The following is a 16,745-nucleotide window of genomic DNA, read 5'->3' on the forward strand; positions in this document are numbered from 1 at the left end:
GTCAAACTCCCTGGGTGCGTCGTGGCGGCACGGTCAACGTGAATGGTTGCAGCCCAACGGATTCGGTCGGCGGACCGGCGGCGGCCAGCCGCTGCGCCCGCAGGGTTTCCGAGTCGGTGCGCAGTGGAAGCGTCTCGCAGACGGCGGTCACCGTGTGCAGGTAGGGCGACCGCGACTGTTCCAACGCGTCGCGAAGCAGGTCGATCGGCACCCGGTGCTCGATGAGAAGACGTCGTCCCGCCGCCGGATCGACGGTTGCCGCGAACTCCAGCACCACCGGGAGGTAGTCGGGGGCCTCGCGCTGCGGCGGGTCGACCCCGGCTTCCCGATAGGCGCGGGTGAACGCCAGCATGTCGTTGCCGCGGTTACGGGTGTCGCCGGCGGTCCAGTAGGTCAGGTACATCGTGGCGCGGCGCCGCATGTCGAACGTGTCGACATAGTCGATCTGCGCCTGGATCGGCTCGATCGCCTGCACCGCGGCGACGGTGTCGCCGAGGAGATCTGCGGGTCTGCCCGACAGGTGGGCCAGCAGTTCCTCGACGGTGGTCAGCCGCTCGGCTTGCTGATCGTCCGGGTAGGCCAACAGCAGCGCGGCGGCCTGCCACACCAGTCGATGCTCGAGCGTCGATTCCCGTTGGCCTCTGCGGAGTTTCACTGCTCCAGCTTCCGGTCGGGGAAGATCCCGCTGGGCTCGCCACGGCCGTCCCAGTTGAGCAGGTTGACCCGTGACGGGCGCGACTCGGTGACGGCTATTCCCTCACTGGTCTGCCGGTGGTGCAGCGCGTGGAAGCTCTCCACCGCCACCGGTACCGGGCCCCCGCTCGCCTCGCCGAACGGCCCCGAATCGTACATACCCGGCCCGCCCTCGAACGACAGCGAGCAGCCGGGCTCCTCGAGCGCCTGTGACTCCAATGCGTGTGCATCGGCGACATACGCGGTCGGAATGACGTAGCGCTCTTCGTATTTCGCGAGCGCGAGCAGACGGTACATCTCGTAGATCTGCTCTTCGGTCATTCCCACCGACTGCGGGATGTGCGGCTGGGTCTCCCGGCCCAGGCTGATGTCGCGCATGTAGGACCGCATCGCGGCCAGTCGCCGCAGCACGCCTTCCACCACAGCGGTGTCGCCGGCGGTGAACAGCCCGGCGAGGTACTCGATCGGAATGCGCAGCGCCTCCAGCGCGCCGAACAGGTTGCCCAGTTCCTCGGCGTCGTGGCCGTCGCGGGCGACGGCGTCGACCACCGGTGACAGCGGCGGGATGTACCAGACCATCGGCATGGTCCGGTACTCCGGATGCAGGGGCAGCGCCACCTGATAGCGGTGGATCAGGGCGTACACCGGTGAGCGCTGCGCGGCCTCGATCCACTCCTCCGAGATGCCCTCGGCCCGGGCGCCGGCGATCACAGCGGGGTCGTGCGGGTCCAGGATGATCGACTTCTGTGCCTCGTACAGGTCGGTGTCGTTCTCCACCGAGGCGGCCTCGAGCACCCGGTCGACGTCGTAGAACACCAGGCCCAAATACCGCAGCCGGCCCACACAGGTCTCCGAGCACACCGTCGGCAGGCCGACCTCGATGCGCGGATAGCAGAACGTGCACTTCTCGGCCTTGCCGGTCTTGTGGTTGAAATACACCTTCTTGTAAGGACATCCCGACACACACATCCGCCAGCCGCGGCAGCGGTCCTGATCGACCAGCACGATGCCGTCTTCGGAGCGCTTGTACATCGCACCCGACGGGCACGACGCCACGCAGGAGGGGTTGAGGCAGTGCTCGCAGATGCGGGGCAGATAGAACATGTACGTCTGCTCGAGTTCGAGTCGGACCTGTTCGCTCACCTTCTGCAGCACCGGATCTCCGGACAGGATCTCCGGCGAGCCGCCGAGGTCGTCGTCCCAGTTCGCCGACCACTCGACCTTCATCGGTTTGCCGCTGATCAGGCTGCGCGGCGGCGCCACCGGCATGTGCTCGCCCAGCGGCGCCTTGGTCAGGTTCTCGTAGTCGTAGGTCCACGGCTCGTAGTAGTCGCTGATGCTGGGCATCTTCGGGTTGGCGAAGATCCGCAGCAGCTTGCTGAGCCGGCCGCCGTCGCGCAGCCGCAGCCGGCCCTTGCGGTCGCGTATCCAGCCGCCACGCCAGCGCTCCTGATCTTCGTAGGTGCGTGGATACCCTTGGCCGGGACGGGTTTCGACGTTGTTGAACCAGACGTACTCGGTGCCGGGCCGGTTGGTCCAGGCCTGTTTGCACGTCACCGAGCAGGTGTGGCAGCCGATGCATTTGTCGAGGTTCATCACCATCGCCATCTGCGCCATGACTTTCACTGGTAGGTCACCTCCTGGCTCCGGCGCCGCACCACCGTCACCTCGTCGCGCTGATTGCCGGTCGGGCCGAGATAGTTGAACGCGAACGCCATCTGGGCGTATCCGCCGGCGAGGTGGCTGGGCTTGATCAGCAGGCGGGTCAGCGAGTTGTGGATGCCCCCGCGCTTACCGGTGGTCTCGCTCAGCGGCACGTCGATAGTGCGCTCCTGCACGTGGTAGACGAACACCACACCCTCGGGCATCCGGTGCGACACGATCGCCCGGCACACCAGCACGCCGTTGCGGTTGACCGCCTCGACCCAGTCGTTGTCGTGCACCGAGATTTTCGCGGCGTCGGCAGGGCTCATCCACATCGTCGGGCCGCCGCGCGACAACGACAGCATGAACAGGTTGTCCTGGTACTCGGAGTGGATCGACCACTTCGAGTGCGGTGTCAGATACCGGACGGTCAGTGCCACCCCGTCGTGCTCACCCACCGCCGAGTCACCGAACAGCCGCGACATGTCCAGCGGCGGACGGTACGTCGGCAACTGCTCGCCGAGTTCCTCCAACCAGTCGTGGTCGAGGTAGAAGTGCATTCGCCCGGTCAGCGTGTGAAACGGTTTGAGTTCTTCGATGTTGACCGTGAACGGCGCATACCGGCGCCCACCGGTCTCGCTGCCCGACCACTCGGGGCTGGTGATCACCGGGACGGGCCGGGCCTGGGTGTCGGCGAACGTGATTCGGCGTTCCTCGCTGCCCTCGGCCAGATGCACCAGACGCCGCCCGGTCCGGCGCTCCAACTCGCGGAACCCCTGCACGGCTAGGCGCCCGTTGCTTGTTCCCGACAGCGCCAGGATCGCCTCGGCCATCCGCTCGGCGGTGTTGATCGCCGGCCGGCCCTCGGCCCGACCGGAGTTCATCACCCCGAACTTGGCCGCGAGTTGCTCGACTTCCTCGTCGGGGTGGACGGTGACGCCCTTGGTCGTCAGGCCGAGGCGCTCGACGAGCGGACCCAGCGTCGCCCACTTCTCCGCGACCGCTGGATAGTCGCGTTCCACCACCGCCAGCGGGCCCATGGTCTTACCGGGCACCGGCGCGTCTCCGGTGGTGCGCCAATCGCTTTCGGTCCCGCCGCGATAGGCCATCGCGCCGGCGGTGTCGTGCTGAAAGGCGCCGAGCACCACGTCGCTGCGCACACCGAGGTGTTTGGCCGCCAGCCCGCTGAATACCCGGGCGATGGCACCGAACGCCTCGAAGTCGGAGTGCGTTTCCCACGGCGGGTCGACGGCCGGGGTGAACGCGTGCACGTAGGGGTGCATGTCGGTGCTCGACAGGTCGTGCTTCTCATACCAAGTGGCCGCGGGCAGCACCACGTCCGAGAGCAACGTGGTGGAGGTCATCCGGAAGTCGATCGACATCAGCATGTCGAGCTTGCCCTCGGGGATGTCCGGAGTCCACGCGATGTCGTTGGGCCGCACCGCCTCCGGCGTCGGCTCTGCCTGCAGGTTGGAGTCGGTGCCGAGCAGATGACGCAGGAAGTACTCGTTGCCCTTGCTCGACGAGCCGAGCAGGTTCGCCCGCCAGACGGACAACACCCGCGGCCAGTTCGCCGGGTTGTCGGGGTCGGTGACGGCCAGCTTGAGCCGGCCATCGGCGAGTTGCTCGGTGACGTAGGTGGCGACGTCCTGCCCGGCGGCGCGGGCGTCGTCGGCCACGTCGAGGCTCGAGCGGTCGAACTGCGGATAAAACGGGCTCCAGCCCATCGCCGCCGACGAGGCGAGCACGTCCATGGTGTGCCGGTCCCGGAACCGGCCGCGGCCCAGCGGACTGGACAGCGCGTCGGCGCGATAACCGTCGTAGCGCCACTGATCGGTGTGGACGTACCAGTAAGAGGTGCCGGGCACCTGCCGCGGGGGCCGCGACCAGTCGGTGCCCATCGCCAACGCCGACCAGCCCGTCACCGGACGGCACTTCTCCTGCCCGACGTAGTGGGCCCAGCCGCCGCCGTTGCGCCCCATCGCACCGGTGAGCAACACCAGTGCGAGTACGGCGCGGTAGGTGGCGTCGCCGTGGAACCACTGGCAGATGCCCGCGCCCATGATGATCATCGACCGGCCGTTGGATTCCTCGGCGTTGCGCGCGAACTCCTTGGCGATTCGGATCACTTGTGTCGCAGCCACTCCGGTGACCTGCTCCTGCCAGGCCGGGGTGTAGGGCCGGCTGGGGTCGTCGTAACCGGTGGGCCAGTCGCCGGGCAGCCCTGGCCGGGCCACGCCGTACTGCGCCAGCATCAGGTCGAACACCGTGCACACCAGGTGTTCACCGACCCGTCGCACCGGCACGCCGCGGATCAGCGTCTCGCCGTGCCCGTCGAAGGTGTCGAAGCGTGGCAACGAGACCTCTGCCGCCTCACCGCCTTCGGCCCGCAGCACCGTCAACGCCGGCACGAGGTCACCGAGTTCCAGGTTCCACTTGGTGATCCCGTCGTCCCCGAACCGGAAGCCCAATGAGCCCTGCGGCACCGCGACGCTGTCGGTGGCCCCGTCGAGCAGCACCGGTTTGAACGCCGCGTTCTCCTGCGCCGCCGGCTCGCCGCCGAGATCGGCCGCGGTGAGGTTCTTACCCGGGACAAGCCTGCCGTCGCGGTCCTCGAGCTTGACCAGGAACGGCAGGTCGGTGAACTTGCGCACATAGTCGACGAAAAACGGAACCCGTTGCTTGACAAAGAATTCCGACAGCACCACGTGGCCCATCGCCATCGCCAACGCGCCGTCGGTGCCCGCCGCGCACGGCATCCACTCGTCGGCGAACTTGGTGTTGTCGGCGTAGTCGGGGCTGACACTGACGACCTTCGTCCCGCGGTAGCGCACCTCGGTCATCCAGTGCGCGTCCGGCGTTCGGGTCACCGGCACGTTGGAGCCCCACATCATCAGATACGACGCGTCCCACCAGTCACCGGATTCCGGTACGTCGGTCTGGTCGCCGAAAACCTGCGGGGAGGCCACCGGAAGGTCGGCATACCAGTCGTAGAAGGACGTCATCACGCCGCCGACCAACTCGATGAACCGCGAGCCCGCGGCGAACGACACCATCGACATCGCCGGAATCGGCGAGAATCCCGCCACGCGGTCGGGTCCGTACTGCTTGATGGTGTGGATGTGGGCGGCCGCGATCATCTCGGTGGCCTCGGCCCAACTCACCCGCACCAGGCCGCCCTTGCCCCGGGCCCGTTGGTAGCGCCGGCGACGATCAGGGTCGGCCTGAATGTCGGCCCACGCGAACACCGGATCGGCGAGCCGCGACTTGGCCTCGCGGTACATCCGCACCAGTTCCCCGCGCGCATACGGGTAGCGCACCCGCGTCGGCGAATACGTGTACCAGGAGAACGCGGCACCGCGCGGACAGCCCCGCGGTTCGTACTCCGGACGGTCCGGCCCGACCGACGGATAGTCGGTCTCCTGCGTCTCCCAGGTGATGATGCCGTCCTTGACGTAGATCTTCCACGAGCACGACCCGGTGCAGTTCACGCCGTGGGTGGACCGGACGACCTTGTCGTGGCTCCACCGGTCGCGGTAGAAGATGTCGCCTTCACGGCCGCCACGGCGGTGCACGGTACGCCCGTCGGGGGAGGCCTCACCGGGGGTGAAGAACCGGCCGCTGCGTTCGAGCAGTTCCTCGATCCGGCCGCCGATGTGCGGCGTGATGGTCACTTTGGCGCCTCCTCGGGTTGCGGCTCGTGGGCATGCAGCCGCAGTGCGGTGTAGCCGAACGCGATCAGCGCGGTCGCCACCAGCAGAACAAGCCCGACCGAGTAGTCGTTCTCGGCGGCGTCGTAGGTCGAGCCCATCACCAGCGGCGGGAAGTAACCGCCCAAACCGCCTGCGGCCGAGACGATTCCGGTGACCGAACCGACAGAATTGCGCGGCGAGCGATGCGCGACCCACGCGAACACGCCGCCGGTGCCGATGCCGAGGAACACCGCCAGCGTGATGAAGGTAGCCGCCGACAACACGTCCGGCGGTGGCTGCAGCATGGCGATGAGCGCCATCAGCGCGGTGCCGCCGAACGACGCCAGCACCACGTACTTCGGCGCGAAGCGGTCGGCCAGCGCCCCGCCCACGGGCCGGGCGAGCACGGCGGCCAGCGCGAACCCCGCGGTGCGCGCGCCCGCGTCGACCGCCGAGAAGCCGTAGATGGTCTTGATGTAGGTCGGCAGGTAGTTGCTGAACGCCACGAACCCGCCGAACACGATCGCGTAGAGAAACGACATCTCCCAGGTGACCGACAGTTTGGCGGCGGCCCTCAGCTTGGGCAGAACGCGGTCGGTGTTCGGCGCGAATGTCGGCGAGTTGCGCATGAGCACCAGGCACAGGGCGGCAGTGAGTGCCAACGCGACCGCGATGATGACGTGGGTGGCAAACAACCCGAACCAGCTGACGAACCGGGGGGTGAAGAACGCCGACAGCGCGGTGCCCACCATGCCCATCCCGAACACGCCGGTGGCGAACCCGCGCCGCGACGCGTCATACCAGTTGTTCGCGAACGGGATGCCGACGGCGAAGACGGTGCCGGCGATGCCCAGGAAGAACCCGCACACCAGCAGCATCGGGTAGGACCCGGCCGAGCCGGCGGCGCCGACCGCGAGCACCGGCACGATCGAGATCACCGAGATCGCGATGAACATCGCCCGGCCGCCGAACCGGTCGGTGAGTGACCCCACGACGATCCGGCCGAGCGCGCCGACCAGGATCGGCGTCGCGACCAGCATCGAGGCCTCGGTGCTGCTCAGCGTCAGGTCGGCGGCATAGGTGGTTGACAGCGGGCCAATCATGTTCCAGGCCCAGAAGTTGATGGCGGAGACCCACGTGGCCAGGGCCAAGTTCAGAGTGCGTCGAACGCCGGTGTCCGGCGTGGTCGCCGTGGTCACCCACCCAGACAACCATGTGTATGCAACGCGCACGTTACTTTTCAGGAAATGCGCTGCGGCACAGTCGACACCGCCGGGCCCGGTCGGTCAGCGGGCCACGACATCCCCCGGCGCGAGGTCAAACCCGGCCGTTCTCTTGTGTTTTCGTTTGTGGCCCGTTCAGGCGCGAATCCTGCTGTGGCGCCGAGTCGGGTCGCGCTGGCCCGCCAGTGTCAAGCCGAGGATGACCATGACGACGCCCAGGCTGAACCGCATCCAGTCGAACGCGTGCAACACGCTCAACGCGTGAGCCCACAGCGCGAAGTACACGAGGCCGCCACCGAGGAAGTACGCCCGGGCCGCGGCGTAGCTACGCGCCATCACCAACCCGAGCGCGCCGATCACCAGGTTGACCGCGTTGTGCAGCCCGGACACCGCGATCACGCCGAACAGGCGGGCACCGGACTCGGGGCCGAACCAGTCCAGCCGGTCGTAGTCCTGCGTGATGCCCGGAATGAACCCGAGGACACCGAAAATGATCAACGCGGCGCCCATGAAGAACGCTGCCGCCTGCACAGCCATGTACTTGGGAGCCCTCGCCATCCCTCGCCTCCGTCCGGACCTGTTATTGACGGACCTGCAGGTGATACCCCGCCCGGCCGGACGTTAACCGGGTCGGGAACGGCGTCGTCGTCGCTAGCGGGTGTTGCGTCTGATCGGCGAGTTCCCGTCGATGACTTGTCGTGACAGCAGCGCGCCGAGTGCGATCATGCCGACCGCGAGTGCCAGGTGCAGCCAGTTGTCGGCGGTGTTCAACGGCACGAAGTTCGCTGCGCTGTCATGGTCGATGACCAGGCCGTACACGAAGAGCAGCAGGTAGATCACGCCGCCGCCGATCAGGAAAGCGCGAGCGCCGGCGAACGTGCGTGCCATCAGCACTCCGGCCACACCGAACAGCAGGTGCACGATGTTGTGCAGGATCGAGACGTTGAAGATGCCGAGCAGGTGGGCGTCGGAATGATGGCCCGCGAACGTCATGGTGTCGTAGTTCGTGGTGATTCCGGGGATGAAGCCCAAGATGCCGACGAGCAGGAATACCGCACCGACGGCGAGGGCGGCCTTTTGAACAGGTGAGCCGTATCGGGATGCCGCCGTCGGCCCCGGCGGGTGACTGCTGACCATCGTTGTTCCTTTCATCGGGTGAGCCGAGAACTACCCGGGGAAAGGCGCGGCAAACGTGGTTCGGGCTACTTCCTCACGTAGCAGTTGGGGGCGTTTCCGCAGTGATGACCCTGATCGCACTTGTGGCAGTTGCAGGAACAGCCGGTCTTGGCCTTGGCCGGAGGTGTACGCATCGCAGATCAACTCCTCTTGTCGTGACGCCCCGATCGCGACGGCGAAAACACGGACGCAACAACGAATATATGCCGATATGACGATGTTTGCGCGGGCTAACCGGCGCCGCCGCGCAGGATAGGCTTCAGCGCATCGAGCACCGCTGGGTCCTCGATCGTCGAGGGGACCGGTTCGTCTCGACCTTCGGCGATGCCCCGCATGGTTTTGCGCAGGATCTTGCCGGACCGGGTCTTGGGCAACGCCGCCACGACGTCGACGACCTTCAGAGACGCGACCGCGCCGATGTACTCTCGTACCGCCTCGACCAGTTCCTCGGCCAACCGGTCGGCCTTGGCGCCCGCTTTGAGTACGACGAAGCCGCGCGGCACCTGGCCCTTGATCTCGTCGCTGACGCCGATCACCGCACACTCGGCGACCGCGGGATGGGCGGCCAGCACGGCCTCGACCGATCCCGTCGACATCCGGTGCCCGGCGACGTTGATCACGTCGTCGGTCCGTCCCATCACGAAAAGGAAGCCGTCCTCGTCGATGTATCCGCCGTCGCCGGTCAGGTAGTAGCCGGGGAACGCCGACAGATACGAGGCGATGTAGCGGTCGTCGTCGCCCCACAGCGTGGGCAGGGTGCCCGGCGGCAGCGGCAGCTTGACACAGATCGCCCCCTCCTCGTTCGGCTCGCACTCCGAACCGTCCGGACGCAGGATTCGGACGTCGTAGCCGGGCATCGCGAGCGCAGCCGAGCCCGGCTTGATGCGTTGCGGCTCAACGCCCATCGGGTTGGCCGCGATCGACCATCCGGTCTCGGTCTGCCACCAGTGGTCGACCACCGGCACCCCGAGTTTCTCCGAAGCCCAGTGGTAGGTACCGGGGTCGAGGCGTTCACCGGCCTGGAACAAATACCGCAGCGTCGAGAGGTCGTGCTTGCCGACATGCAGGCCGTCGGGGTCCTCCTTCTTGATGGCCCGGATCGCGGTCGGCGCGGTGAACATGGTCTTCACGCCGTGCTCGGCGGCGACGCGCCAGAACGCACCGGCGTCCGGCGTACCAACGGGTTTGCCTTCGTAGAGCACGGTCGTCGCGCCCAGCAGCAGCGGTCCGTAGACGATGTAGGAGTGGCCGACGACCCAGCCGACGTCGGAGGCGGCCCAGAACACGTCGCCGGGATGGGTGTCGTAGATGTTGCGCATGCTCCACAGCAGCGCGACGGCGTGTCCGCCGTTGTCGCGGACGATGCCCTTCGGCTTGCCGGTGGTGCCGGATGTGTAGAGCACATACAGCGGATCAGTGGCGGCGACGGGCACGGGGTCGGCTTTGTCCTCGGAGGCCATCAGCTCATGCCAGTCGTGATCGCGGTTCTGCACGAAGTCGCAACGACATTGGTCGCGTTGCAGGATCACGCAACTCGGGGTGCTGTGCTCAGCGATCTGCAGGGCCGTGTCGAGCATCGGCTTGTATTCGACGGTGCGCGTCGGCTCGACACCGCACGATGCCGAGACGACGACGGACGGGCGGACGTCGTCGATGCGGGCCGCGAGTTCGTGTGCGGCGAATCCGCCGAACACCACCGAGTGGACCGCGCCGAGCCGGGCGCACGCCAGCATCGCGATCACCGCCTCGGGCACCATCGGCATGTAGATGACCACGCGGTCGCCCTTGCCGACACCGAGGCGGCGCAGAGCTCCGGCGAATCGTGCTGTCGCATCGAGTAATTCGCGGTAGGTGTAGGTCCGCTGCGAACCGGTGACCGGCGAGTCGTAGATCAGCGCGGGCTGGTCGGCGCGGCCATGTTCGACGTGTCGGTCGAGAGCGTTGGCGCAGGTGTTGAGCTCACCGTCGGCGAACCAGCGGTAGAACGGCGGATTGGAGTCGTCGAGGATCTGCTTCGGCTCCCGGGTCCACGTGACCGCGCGTGCGGCGTCGGCCCAAAATGCTGCTGGATCGCCGACGCTGGCGTCGAACAGTTCTCGATATCCGGCCATACCGGCACGGTAGCGCGACGCCTATAGTCCCGTTATGACTTCTGCGCCGCCGCCCATCGACGGAGTGCGACGGTCGTTTATCGACGCCCGCGGTGTGCGCTTCCACGTCACCGAAGCCGGCCCCGCCGACGGGCGTCCCGTCGTCGCGTTGCACGGCTGGCCGCAACATCATTGGGTGTATCGGGATCTGCTGGCGGACCCGCCCGCAGGGCTTCGGATCATCGCGCCGGATCTGCCGGGCTACGGCTGGTCGGGGCCCGCGCCGCACCGGTGGGCGAAGGACGACGTCGCCGCCGACGCGCTGGCTCTGCTCGACGCGCTCGGCCTCGACCGCGTGCTGTTGGTCGGCCATGACTGGGGCGCGTTCGTCGGGTACCGCATGGTGCTCGGCGCTCCGGAGCGCTTCGACGGCTATCTGCCGATGAACATGGCCCACCCGTGGGTGAGCCCGAAAGTGCTGGCGCCGCATCTGTGGCGGCTCTGGTACCAGGTGCCGCTGGCCACGGTCGGCGCACCGCTACAACGCCGCACGGATTTCGTCGCGCGGGTGTTCAGGACCGCCTCCGAGCTCGATCCCGAAACCGTTCGCGTCTACGTCGAGCGCTTCCGCGACCCCGTCGTCGCTCGCACCGGCCGGGACACCTACCGCACGTTCCTGCTTCGCGAACTACCAGCCGCGGCCAGGGCGCCCGCCCCGCCGCGGGCCACGGTGCCGATCCGCTGCGTGTTCGGGTCGGGCGATACCGCAGTGCATCCATCGCTCGTCGCGGAGGAGACGGCCGACGCCGACGACTACACCGTCTCGATGGTCGACGCCAGCCACTTCGTCGTCGACGAGCGGCCGGACGTGGTGCGGGCCGCGCTGGTCGCGCTGGCGGAGGAGACAGCCCGGGCCTAACGCCCGTAATCCCTTGCGACACAGTGGTTTCATGAGTCACAAACCGAGGCGGATGTGTCGGTGGTTCGAACTAGTGTTCGGGTATGTCGTTCGAGCGGATCGGTGAGCGGATCGCGGTGATGAGCCGCGAGTTGACCGGGTTGCTTGCCGAGTCGTTCGATTCGTTGAGTACCGGCGAGCAGTTTGCGGTGGCGGCGCAGTGGGAGACGTTGGTGCGTCAGCAGGCTGCGGTGGGGCATCGGTTGATTGCCGAGCTCGAGCGCGCGCCGATCGCCGAGTTGGGTGAGCCGAGTGTGGCTGCGGCGTTGACGGTGTTGTTGCGGATCTCCAAGGCCGATGCGCAGCGTCGGGTGCGGGAGGCGCGCGAGTTGGCGCCGCGGCGCGCGATGACCGGTGAAGTGCTCGACCCGGTGCTGACCCGGACCGCTGCTGCGCAGGCGCGCGGGCAGATCGGTGTCGAGCATGTACGCATCATCGCGAAGTTCTTCGACAAGCAGCTGCCGGTGTCGGTGCCCTACGACGTGCGCGAGGCAGCAGAAGCGCAGTTGGCTCAGATCGCCAGTGAGCACACTCCCGAGGAGTTGCGCGAGGCCACCGAGCGGTTGTCGGCGCTGCTGAACCCCGACGGGGATTTCAGTGATGAGGAGCGCGCGCGTAAACGGAGCCTGTCACGAATTTTGTGTAAGTCAGAGGTGATTTGACTACGAGTTGTACTCTAGCACAACGGGATTCGACCGGGGAACAGCCTAGCCAGTGTGTTCAATGCCACAGTCCAGTTGTAAGTGCCGGTGCCTGAGAAGCCTCCTCTCTCGCTGGAGATGTTGCGCAATCCCAGATACAGCAACTTCATCGCGGCGTCCTTGTCGGGAAAGTGACCGCGATTTTGGTGATCTTGCGCAGCTGGAAGTTGATCGACTCGATCGCGTTGGTGGTGTAGACGATCTTGCGCAGCTCCACCGGGAAGTCCAGGAACGGCACGAACTCAGGCCAGGCGTTGCGCCACACATCAATCGCGCCGGGATACTGGGCGCCGAATGCGGTGTCGAAGTCCTTGAGCGCGAGTTCGGCGGCCTCCACGGTCGCCGCGCCGTAGATCGCCCGCATCGACGTCGCGACCTTCTTGCGGTCCTTGTAGGACACGAACCGCATCGCGTTGCGGATCACGTGCACCACGCAGGTCTGCACCACGGTGTCGGGGTAGCACGAGCGGATCGCATCGGGCAGCCCGGTCAGCCCGTCGCAGCAGGCGATCAGGATGTCACGGACCCCGCGGTTGCGCAGATCGATGACGACTTTCTGCCAGAATTTGGCGCCCTCGGAGTCTTGGATCCACACCCCCAGGGCATGTTTGCGGCCCTCCAGATCCACCCCAATGGCCAGATAGGCCACCTTGGTGGTGACCACACCGTTGTCCTTGATCCGCAGCCGCAGCCCGTCGATATACAGGATCGGATAGACCTCGTCGAGCGGGCGGGACTGCCAGGCCTTGATCTCATCGACGACGACGTCTGTGACATTGGAGATCAACTCCCGCGACACCGCAGCCCCGTACACCTCCGCCAGGTGGGCCTCGATGTCGCGGGTGGTCATACCGCGCGAATACAGCGACAGCACAACGGAATTGATGTTGTTGAGCCGACGGGCCTTCTTCGGCACGATCGCCGGCTCAAAGGAGCCGTTGCGGTCGCGCGGCGCGTCGATTTGCACCGGGCCGTTGACCGTGGTCACCGTCTTGGACGTGGTGCCGTTGCGGGAATTGCCCGAGCCGCGCCCAGCCGGATCACCGGACTCATAGCCCAGATGATGGGTCAACTCCGAATTCAGCGCCCGCTCCAGCACCGCCTTGGTCAACTCGTTGAGCAAACCATCCGCGCCATCGATCGGGGTACCCGACTTCACCGCATCCTTGATCAACGAATCCAACGTCTCCGCCGAGAACGTCTCGGCCAGCTGCCGCGCCGCCGACTTGTCCTCAGCCGGCACCTGCGTGGTCTTGATCACAAAACACTCCTTCTGTCCGCCCAAACGGCGGTCCGATGATGGACCACCCCGGACTTACACAGATGGAATGACACGCCCCGTAAACGCTGGCTGCGGCTGGGGCGCCAGCACAGCGACGGTATGCGCGAGGTGCGTGGACTGCTCGATCCGGCGACCGGCGCGGCGCTGGAAGCCGTTCTGGCCACCGCCGGCGCCCCAGGCAAATGCAACCCTGACGACGAGACCCCGTGCGTGGACGGCGACCCCTCACCCGAAGCGGTGTCGTCCGATACCCGCACCACCGGGCAGCGCAACCACGATGCGTTGAATGCGATGTGCCGGGCGCTGCTCTCTTCGGGCACCCTGGGTAGCCATAACGGGTTGCCGGCCACCATGGTGATCACCACCACGCTGCGGGAGCTGCAGGCCGGGACCGGTCACGGGGTGACCGGCGGCGGGACACTGGTGCCGATGAGTGAGGTGATCCGCCAGGCCTCGGCGGCCTTTCACTATCTGGCGGTGTTCGACGAGCACACCGAAGAGCCGCTGTATCTGGGGCGGGCCAAACGCCTGGCCACCACTGGACAACGACTGGTGCTCTACGCCAAGGACCGCGGATGCACCCGGCCCGGATGCACCGCGCCGGCCTATCACTGCCAGGTGCATCACGCGGTCGCTGACTGGGCCGATGATGGCAAGACCGACATCAGCGATCTGACGCTGGCGTGTGGGCCCGATAACCGGCGGGTCAAACCCGGCGGCTGGCGCACCCGAAAACGCAAAGACGGCCGCACCGAATGGCTTCCCCCACCACAACTGGACACCGGCCAAGCCCGCATCAACAACTACCACCACCCCCAGCGCTACCTCATCCCCGACGACGAAGACCCTGACACCAGCTGACGCCGCGGTATCGTCGCGCGCGTTTGACAAAGGCCCGGTCGGGTAGCCCGCCACCATGGCAGATGGACGACCACTTGCGCTCGTGACCGGGGCCTCGAGCGGTATCGGCTTCGAGTTGGCGAAGCTGTTCGCCGACGACGGATACGACCTCGTCGTGGCCGCCGATGACGATGCGATCCACGCCAGCGCCGACAAACTCGCCGCGGGTGGAACTGCTGTGCGCGCGGTGCAGGTCGATCTTCGCAAAGAGGACGAAGTCGATCGGCTCTACAGCAGCGCCACCGAAGGCGGTCGCCGCTTGGACGCCGTCGCGCTCAACGCCGGCACCGGCGGTGCCGGTCGGTTCGTCGACCGGGGACTCGAAGAGGATCTCAACATCATCGACCTCAATGTCCGCGGAACCACACAGCTGGCGAAGTTCGTGCTCGCAGACATGGTCGGCGCCGACTCCGGCAAGCTGCTGTTCACCTCCTCGATCGTGGCGGCGATGCCCGGCTCGTACCAGACCGTCTACAACGCGTCCAAGTCGTTCGTCCAGTCGTTCGCCGAAGCGTTGCAGGACGAGCTTCGCGACACCGGCGTCACCATCACCTCGCTGATGCCGGGCCCCACCGACACGAACTTCTTCCGCCGCGCGGGCATGCTGGACACCCTCGTCGGCCGGATGCCGAAAGATGACCCCGGCAAAACCGCCAAGGAGGGGTACGACGCGCTGATGCGCGGAGACAAGAAAGTGGTTGCATCGTCGCCACTTTCGAAGGCGATGGGACTGGTGAACCGGGTCCTTCCCGATTCGGTGAAGGCGGCGTCCAACAGGTTGATCTCGAAGTGAGTGTGTCCGCCACCGCCGACGCCGTGGTGATCGGAGCGGGTCACAACGGTCTGGTCGCTGCGGCGATGCTTGCCGATGCGGGGTGGGATGTGCTCGTTCTGGAAGCACAGCAGCAACCCGGCGGCGCGGTGAAAAGCGCCGAACTGTTCCCGGGATTCGTCAGTGATCTCTACAGCGCCTTCTACCCGTTGTCCGTGGTGTCTCCCGCTCTGCGTGCGCTGCATCTCGAGGATCACGGGCTGCGCTGGGCGCATGCACCCGCAGTGGTCGGCCACGCGCGTTCGGCCGATGACGACGACGCGCCGGTGATCTGGCGCGACATCGACCGTACCGCCGAAGATCTGGACCGACGCTCGCCCGGTGATGGAGCGCGTTGGCGTGGACTCTTCGACCAGTGGCGCCAGATCAAGGAACCGCTCCTGGACACATTGTTCGCGCCGTTTCCGCCCGTGCGTGGGGCGGTGGGTCTGCTGCGCAAACTCGGCACCGCCGAGGCGTTGCGGCTGGCGCACCTGCTGCTGCTACCCGCCGGTGTGATGGGTGAGCACCTGTTCGACGGTGAGGCGGCCCGACTGTTGTTGCTGGGCAACGCGATGCATGCCGACGTGCCCATCGACGCGCCCGGCAGCGGCGTCATGGGCTACATGCTGATCATGATGGCGCAGGACGGCGGATTTCCGGTTCCGGTCGGAGGCGCAGGACAGTTGGCCGCGGCGCTGGTCAACCGAGCACGATCGGCGGGCGCTCACATCGAGTGTGGACACGAGGTCGACTCGATCGAAGTCCGCGACGGCCGCGCCGTGTCCGTGCGCGCCACAGGCGGTGACACCGTTCGGGTGCGGCGTGCAGTCATCGCCGACACCTCGGCGCCGGTGCTGTACCGCCGGCTTCTGCCCGCCGACGCCCTTCCCGACTCGGTGGTGCAGAGCATCGACCGCTTCGTCTGGGACACACCGGTATTGAAGATCAACTACGCGCTCGACGCACCGATCCCGTGGCGGTCGAAGAGCCTGAGCGACGCCGGAACCGTCCATATCGGCGCCGACCACGACGGCCTGATCCGGTGGATGGCCGATCTGAACACGGGCACGGTGCCGCTGCACCCGTTCATGCTGTTCGGGCAGATGACGACTGCCGACCCCAGCCGATCGCCGGAGGGTACCGAAAGTGCCTGGGCCTATACGCATCTGCCGCGAGGTGTCGCCGACGATGCATCGGCCGACCAGCTGTCGGCGGCGGTGGACATGGTGCTGGAGAAGTATGCTCCGGGGTTCGGTGACCACATCGTCGGCAAGTCGATCCAGCGCCCGTCCGACCTCGAGGCCAGCGACGCCAACCTACATGCGGGCGCCGTCAACGGCGGCACATCGCAGTTGTTCCAGCAGTTGATCTTCCGGCCTTTGCCGGGCTTCGGCGGTGCCGAAACGCCGGTCGAGAACGTTTATCTCGGCAGCGCGGGTGCCTCGCCGGGCGGGGGAGTGCACGGCGTGTGCGGCCGAAACGCCGCCCGCGCTGCGCTGGCCGGGGACGGTCGGCGGGGTTGGCCGCGCCGGCAGCTCAACCGCGCGATCCTGTCGCTGCTGACGCGGTGAG

General features: G+C 66.9%; 12 protein-coding genes and 1 pseudogene. 5 read left to right on the plus strand and 8 right to left on the minus strand.

What is annotated here, in order from left to right:
• Position 1: 1 nt before the first annotated feature.
• The 7 genes from narJ to G6N18_RS21530 form a co-directional block, all read right to left on the minus strand.
• On the minus strand, positions 2 to 655 hold the full coding sequence (gene narJ, locus G6N18_RS21500) for a nitrate reductase molybdenum cofactor assembly chaperone (RefSeq protein WP_083004397.1): 654 nt from the start codon (positions 653 to 655) through the stop codon (positions 2 to 4).
• Positions 652 to 2,319, minus strand: coding sequence for a nitrate reductase subunit beta (gene narH, locus G6N18_RS21505; protein WP_083004392.1), 1,668 nt, complete (start codon positions 2,317 to 2,319; stop codon positions 652 to 654). Before narH ends, narJ begins: the two co-directional genes overlap by 4 nt.
• Complete coding sequence (locus tag G6N18_RS21510; RefSeq protein ID WP_083004388.1) at positions 2,316 to 6,011, minus strand: nitrate reductase subunit alpha; 3,696 nt, start codon at positions 6,009 to 6,011, stop codon at positions 2,316 to 2,318. Before G6N18_RS21510 ends, narH begins: the two co-directional genes overlap by 4 nt.
• A complete protein-coding gene (locus G6N18_RS21515; RefSeq protein ID WP_083004385.1) occupies positions 6,008 to 7,228 on the minus strand; it encodes a nitrate/nitrite transporter in 1,221 nt (406 codons plus the stop codon). Before G6N18_RS21515 ends, G6N18_RS21510 begins: the two co-directional genes overlap by 4 nt.
• Before the next feature lie 159 nt (positions 7,229 to 7,387).
• Complete coding sequence (locus tag G6N18_RS21520) at positions 7,388 to 7,810, minus strand: DUF4383 domain-containing protein (protein ID WP_083004382.1); 423 nt, start codon at positions 7,808 to 7,810, stop codon at positions 7,388 to 7,390.
• Positions 7,811 to 7,903: 93 nt separating this feature from the next.
• Positions 7,904 to 8,389, minus strand: coding sequence for a DUF4383 domain-containing protein (locus G6N18_RS21525; protein ID WP_067217930.1), 486 nt, complete (start codon positions 8,387 to 8,389; stop codon positions 7,904 to 7,906).
• Between the two features lie 269 nt (positions 8,390 to 8,658).
• The gene (locus G6N18_RS21530; protein WP_083004378.1) at positions 8,659 to 10,539 is read right to left on the minus strand and encodes a propionyl-CoA synthetase; all 1,881 of its coding nucleotides are present in this window, start codon (positions 10,537 to 10,539) and stop codon (positions 8,659 to 8,661) included.
• A 34-nt stretch (positions 10,540 to 10,573) separates the two neighbouring features.
• Here G6N18_RS21530 and G6N18_RS21535 point away from each other — a divergent pair, with 34 nt between their 5' ends.
• Both G6N18_RS21535 and G6N18_RS21540 read left to right on the plus strand, forming a co-directional pair.
• Positions 10,574 to 11,437 (plus strand): alpha/beta fold hydrolase, encoded by an 864-nt coding sequence (locus G6N18_RS21535; protein WP_083004375.1) that lies wholly within the window; start codon positions 10,574 to 10,576, stop codon positions 11,435 to 11,437.
• An 83-nt stretch (positions 11,438 to 11,520) separates the two neighbouring features.
• Positions 11,521 to 12,138, plus strand: a complete 618-nt coding sequence (locus G6N18_RS21540) for a DUF222 domain-containing protein (protein ID WP_083004371.1) — start codon at positions 11,521 to 11,523, stop codon at positions 12,136 to 12,138.
• Between the two features lie 14 nt (positions 12,139 to 12,152).
• On the opposite strand, the pseudogene G6N18_RS21545 reads toward G6N18_RS21540, so the two are convergent.
• Positions 12,153 to 13,387 (minus strand): annotated as a pseudogene (locus tag G6N18_RS21545) (IS256 family transposase).
• A 171-nt stretch (positions 13,388 to 13,558) separates the two neighbouring features.
• On the opposite strand from G6N18_RS21545, the gene G6N18_RS21550 reads away from it, so the two are divergent.
• Genes G6N18_RS21550 through G6N18_RS21560 form a run of 3 tightly spaced genes read left to right on the plus strand, consistent with a single transcriptional unit; the run spans position 13,559 to position 16,744 of the window.
• Complete coding sequence (locus G6N18_RS21550; RefSeq protein ID WP_308215040.1) at positions 13,559 to 14,320, plus strand: HNH endonuclease signature motif containing protein; 762 nt, start codon at positions 13,559 to 13,561, stop codon at positions 14,318 to 14,320.
• 55 nt (positions 14,321 to 14,375) lie between these two features.
• The gene (locus tag G6N18_RS21555; RefSeq protein ID WP_083006472.1) at positions 14,376 to 15,152 is read left to right on the plus strand and encodes an SDR family NAD(P)-dependent oxidoreductase; all 777 of its coding nucleotides are present in this window, start codon (positions 14,376 to 14,378) and stop codon (positions 15,150 to 15,152) included.
• On the plus strand, positions 15,149 to 16,744 hold the full coding sequence (locus G6N18_RS21560) for a phytoene desaturase family protein (RefSeq protein WP_109749571.1): 1,596 nt from the start codon (positions 15,149 to 15,151) through the stop codon (positions 16,742 to 16,744). Before G6N18_RS21555 ends, G6N18_RS21560 begins: the two co-directional genes overlap by 4 nt.
• The last annotated feature ends 1 nt before the right edge of the window (position 16,745 follow it).

Source organism: Mycolicibacterium celeriflavum (genome assembly GCF_010731795.1).
Lineage (GTDB): Bacteria > Actinomycetota > Actinomycetes > Mycobacteriales > Mycobacteriaceae > Mycobacterium > Mycobacterium celeriflavum.

What these genes read in the sequence shown, in the direction of transcription:
- G6N18_RS21535 (WP_083004375.1), top strand. Translation starts at nt 10,574, where the DNA reads ATGACTTCTGCGCCGCCGCCCATCGACGGAGTGCGACGGTCGTTTATC.
- G6N18_RS21530 (WP_083004378.1), bottom strand. Translation starts at nt 10,539, where the DNA reads ATGGCCGGATATCGAGAACTGTTCGACGCCAGCGTCGGCGATCCAGCA.
- G6N18_RS21520 (WP_083004382.1), bottom strand. Translation starts at nt 7,810, where the DNA reads ATGGCGAGGGCTCCCAAGTACATGGCTGTGCAGGCGGCAGCGTTCTTC.
- G6N18_RS21555 (WP_083006472.1), top strand. Translation starts at nt 14,376, where the DNA reads ATGGCAGATGGACGACCACTTGCGCTCGTGACCGGGGCCTCGAGCGGT.
- G6N18_RS21525 (WP_067217930.1), bottom strand. Translation starts at nt 8,389, where the DNA reads ATGGTCAGCAGTCACCCGCCGGGGCCGACGGCGGCATCCCGATACGGC.
- G6N18_RS21540 (WP_083004371.1), top strand. Translation starts at nt 11,521, where the DNA reads ATGTCGTTCGAGCGGATCGGTGAGCGGATCGCGGTGATGAGCCGCGAG.
- G6N18_RS21550 (WP_308215040.1), top strand. Translation starts at nt 13,559, where the DNA reads ATGCGCGAGGTGCGTGGACTGCTCGATCCGGCGACCGGCGCGGCGCTG.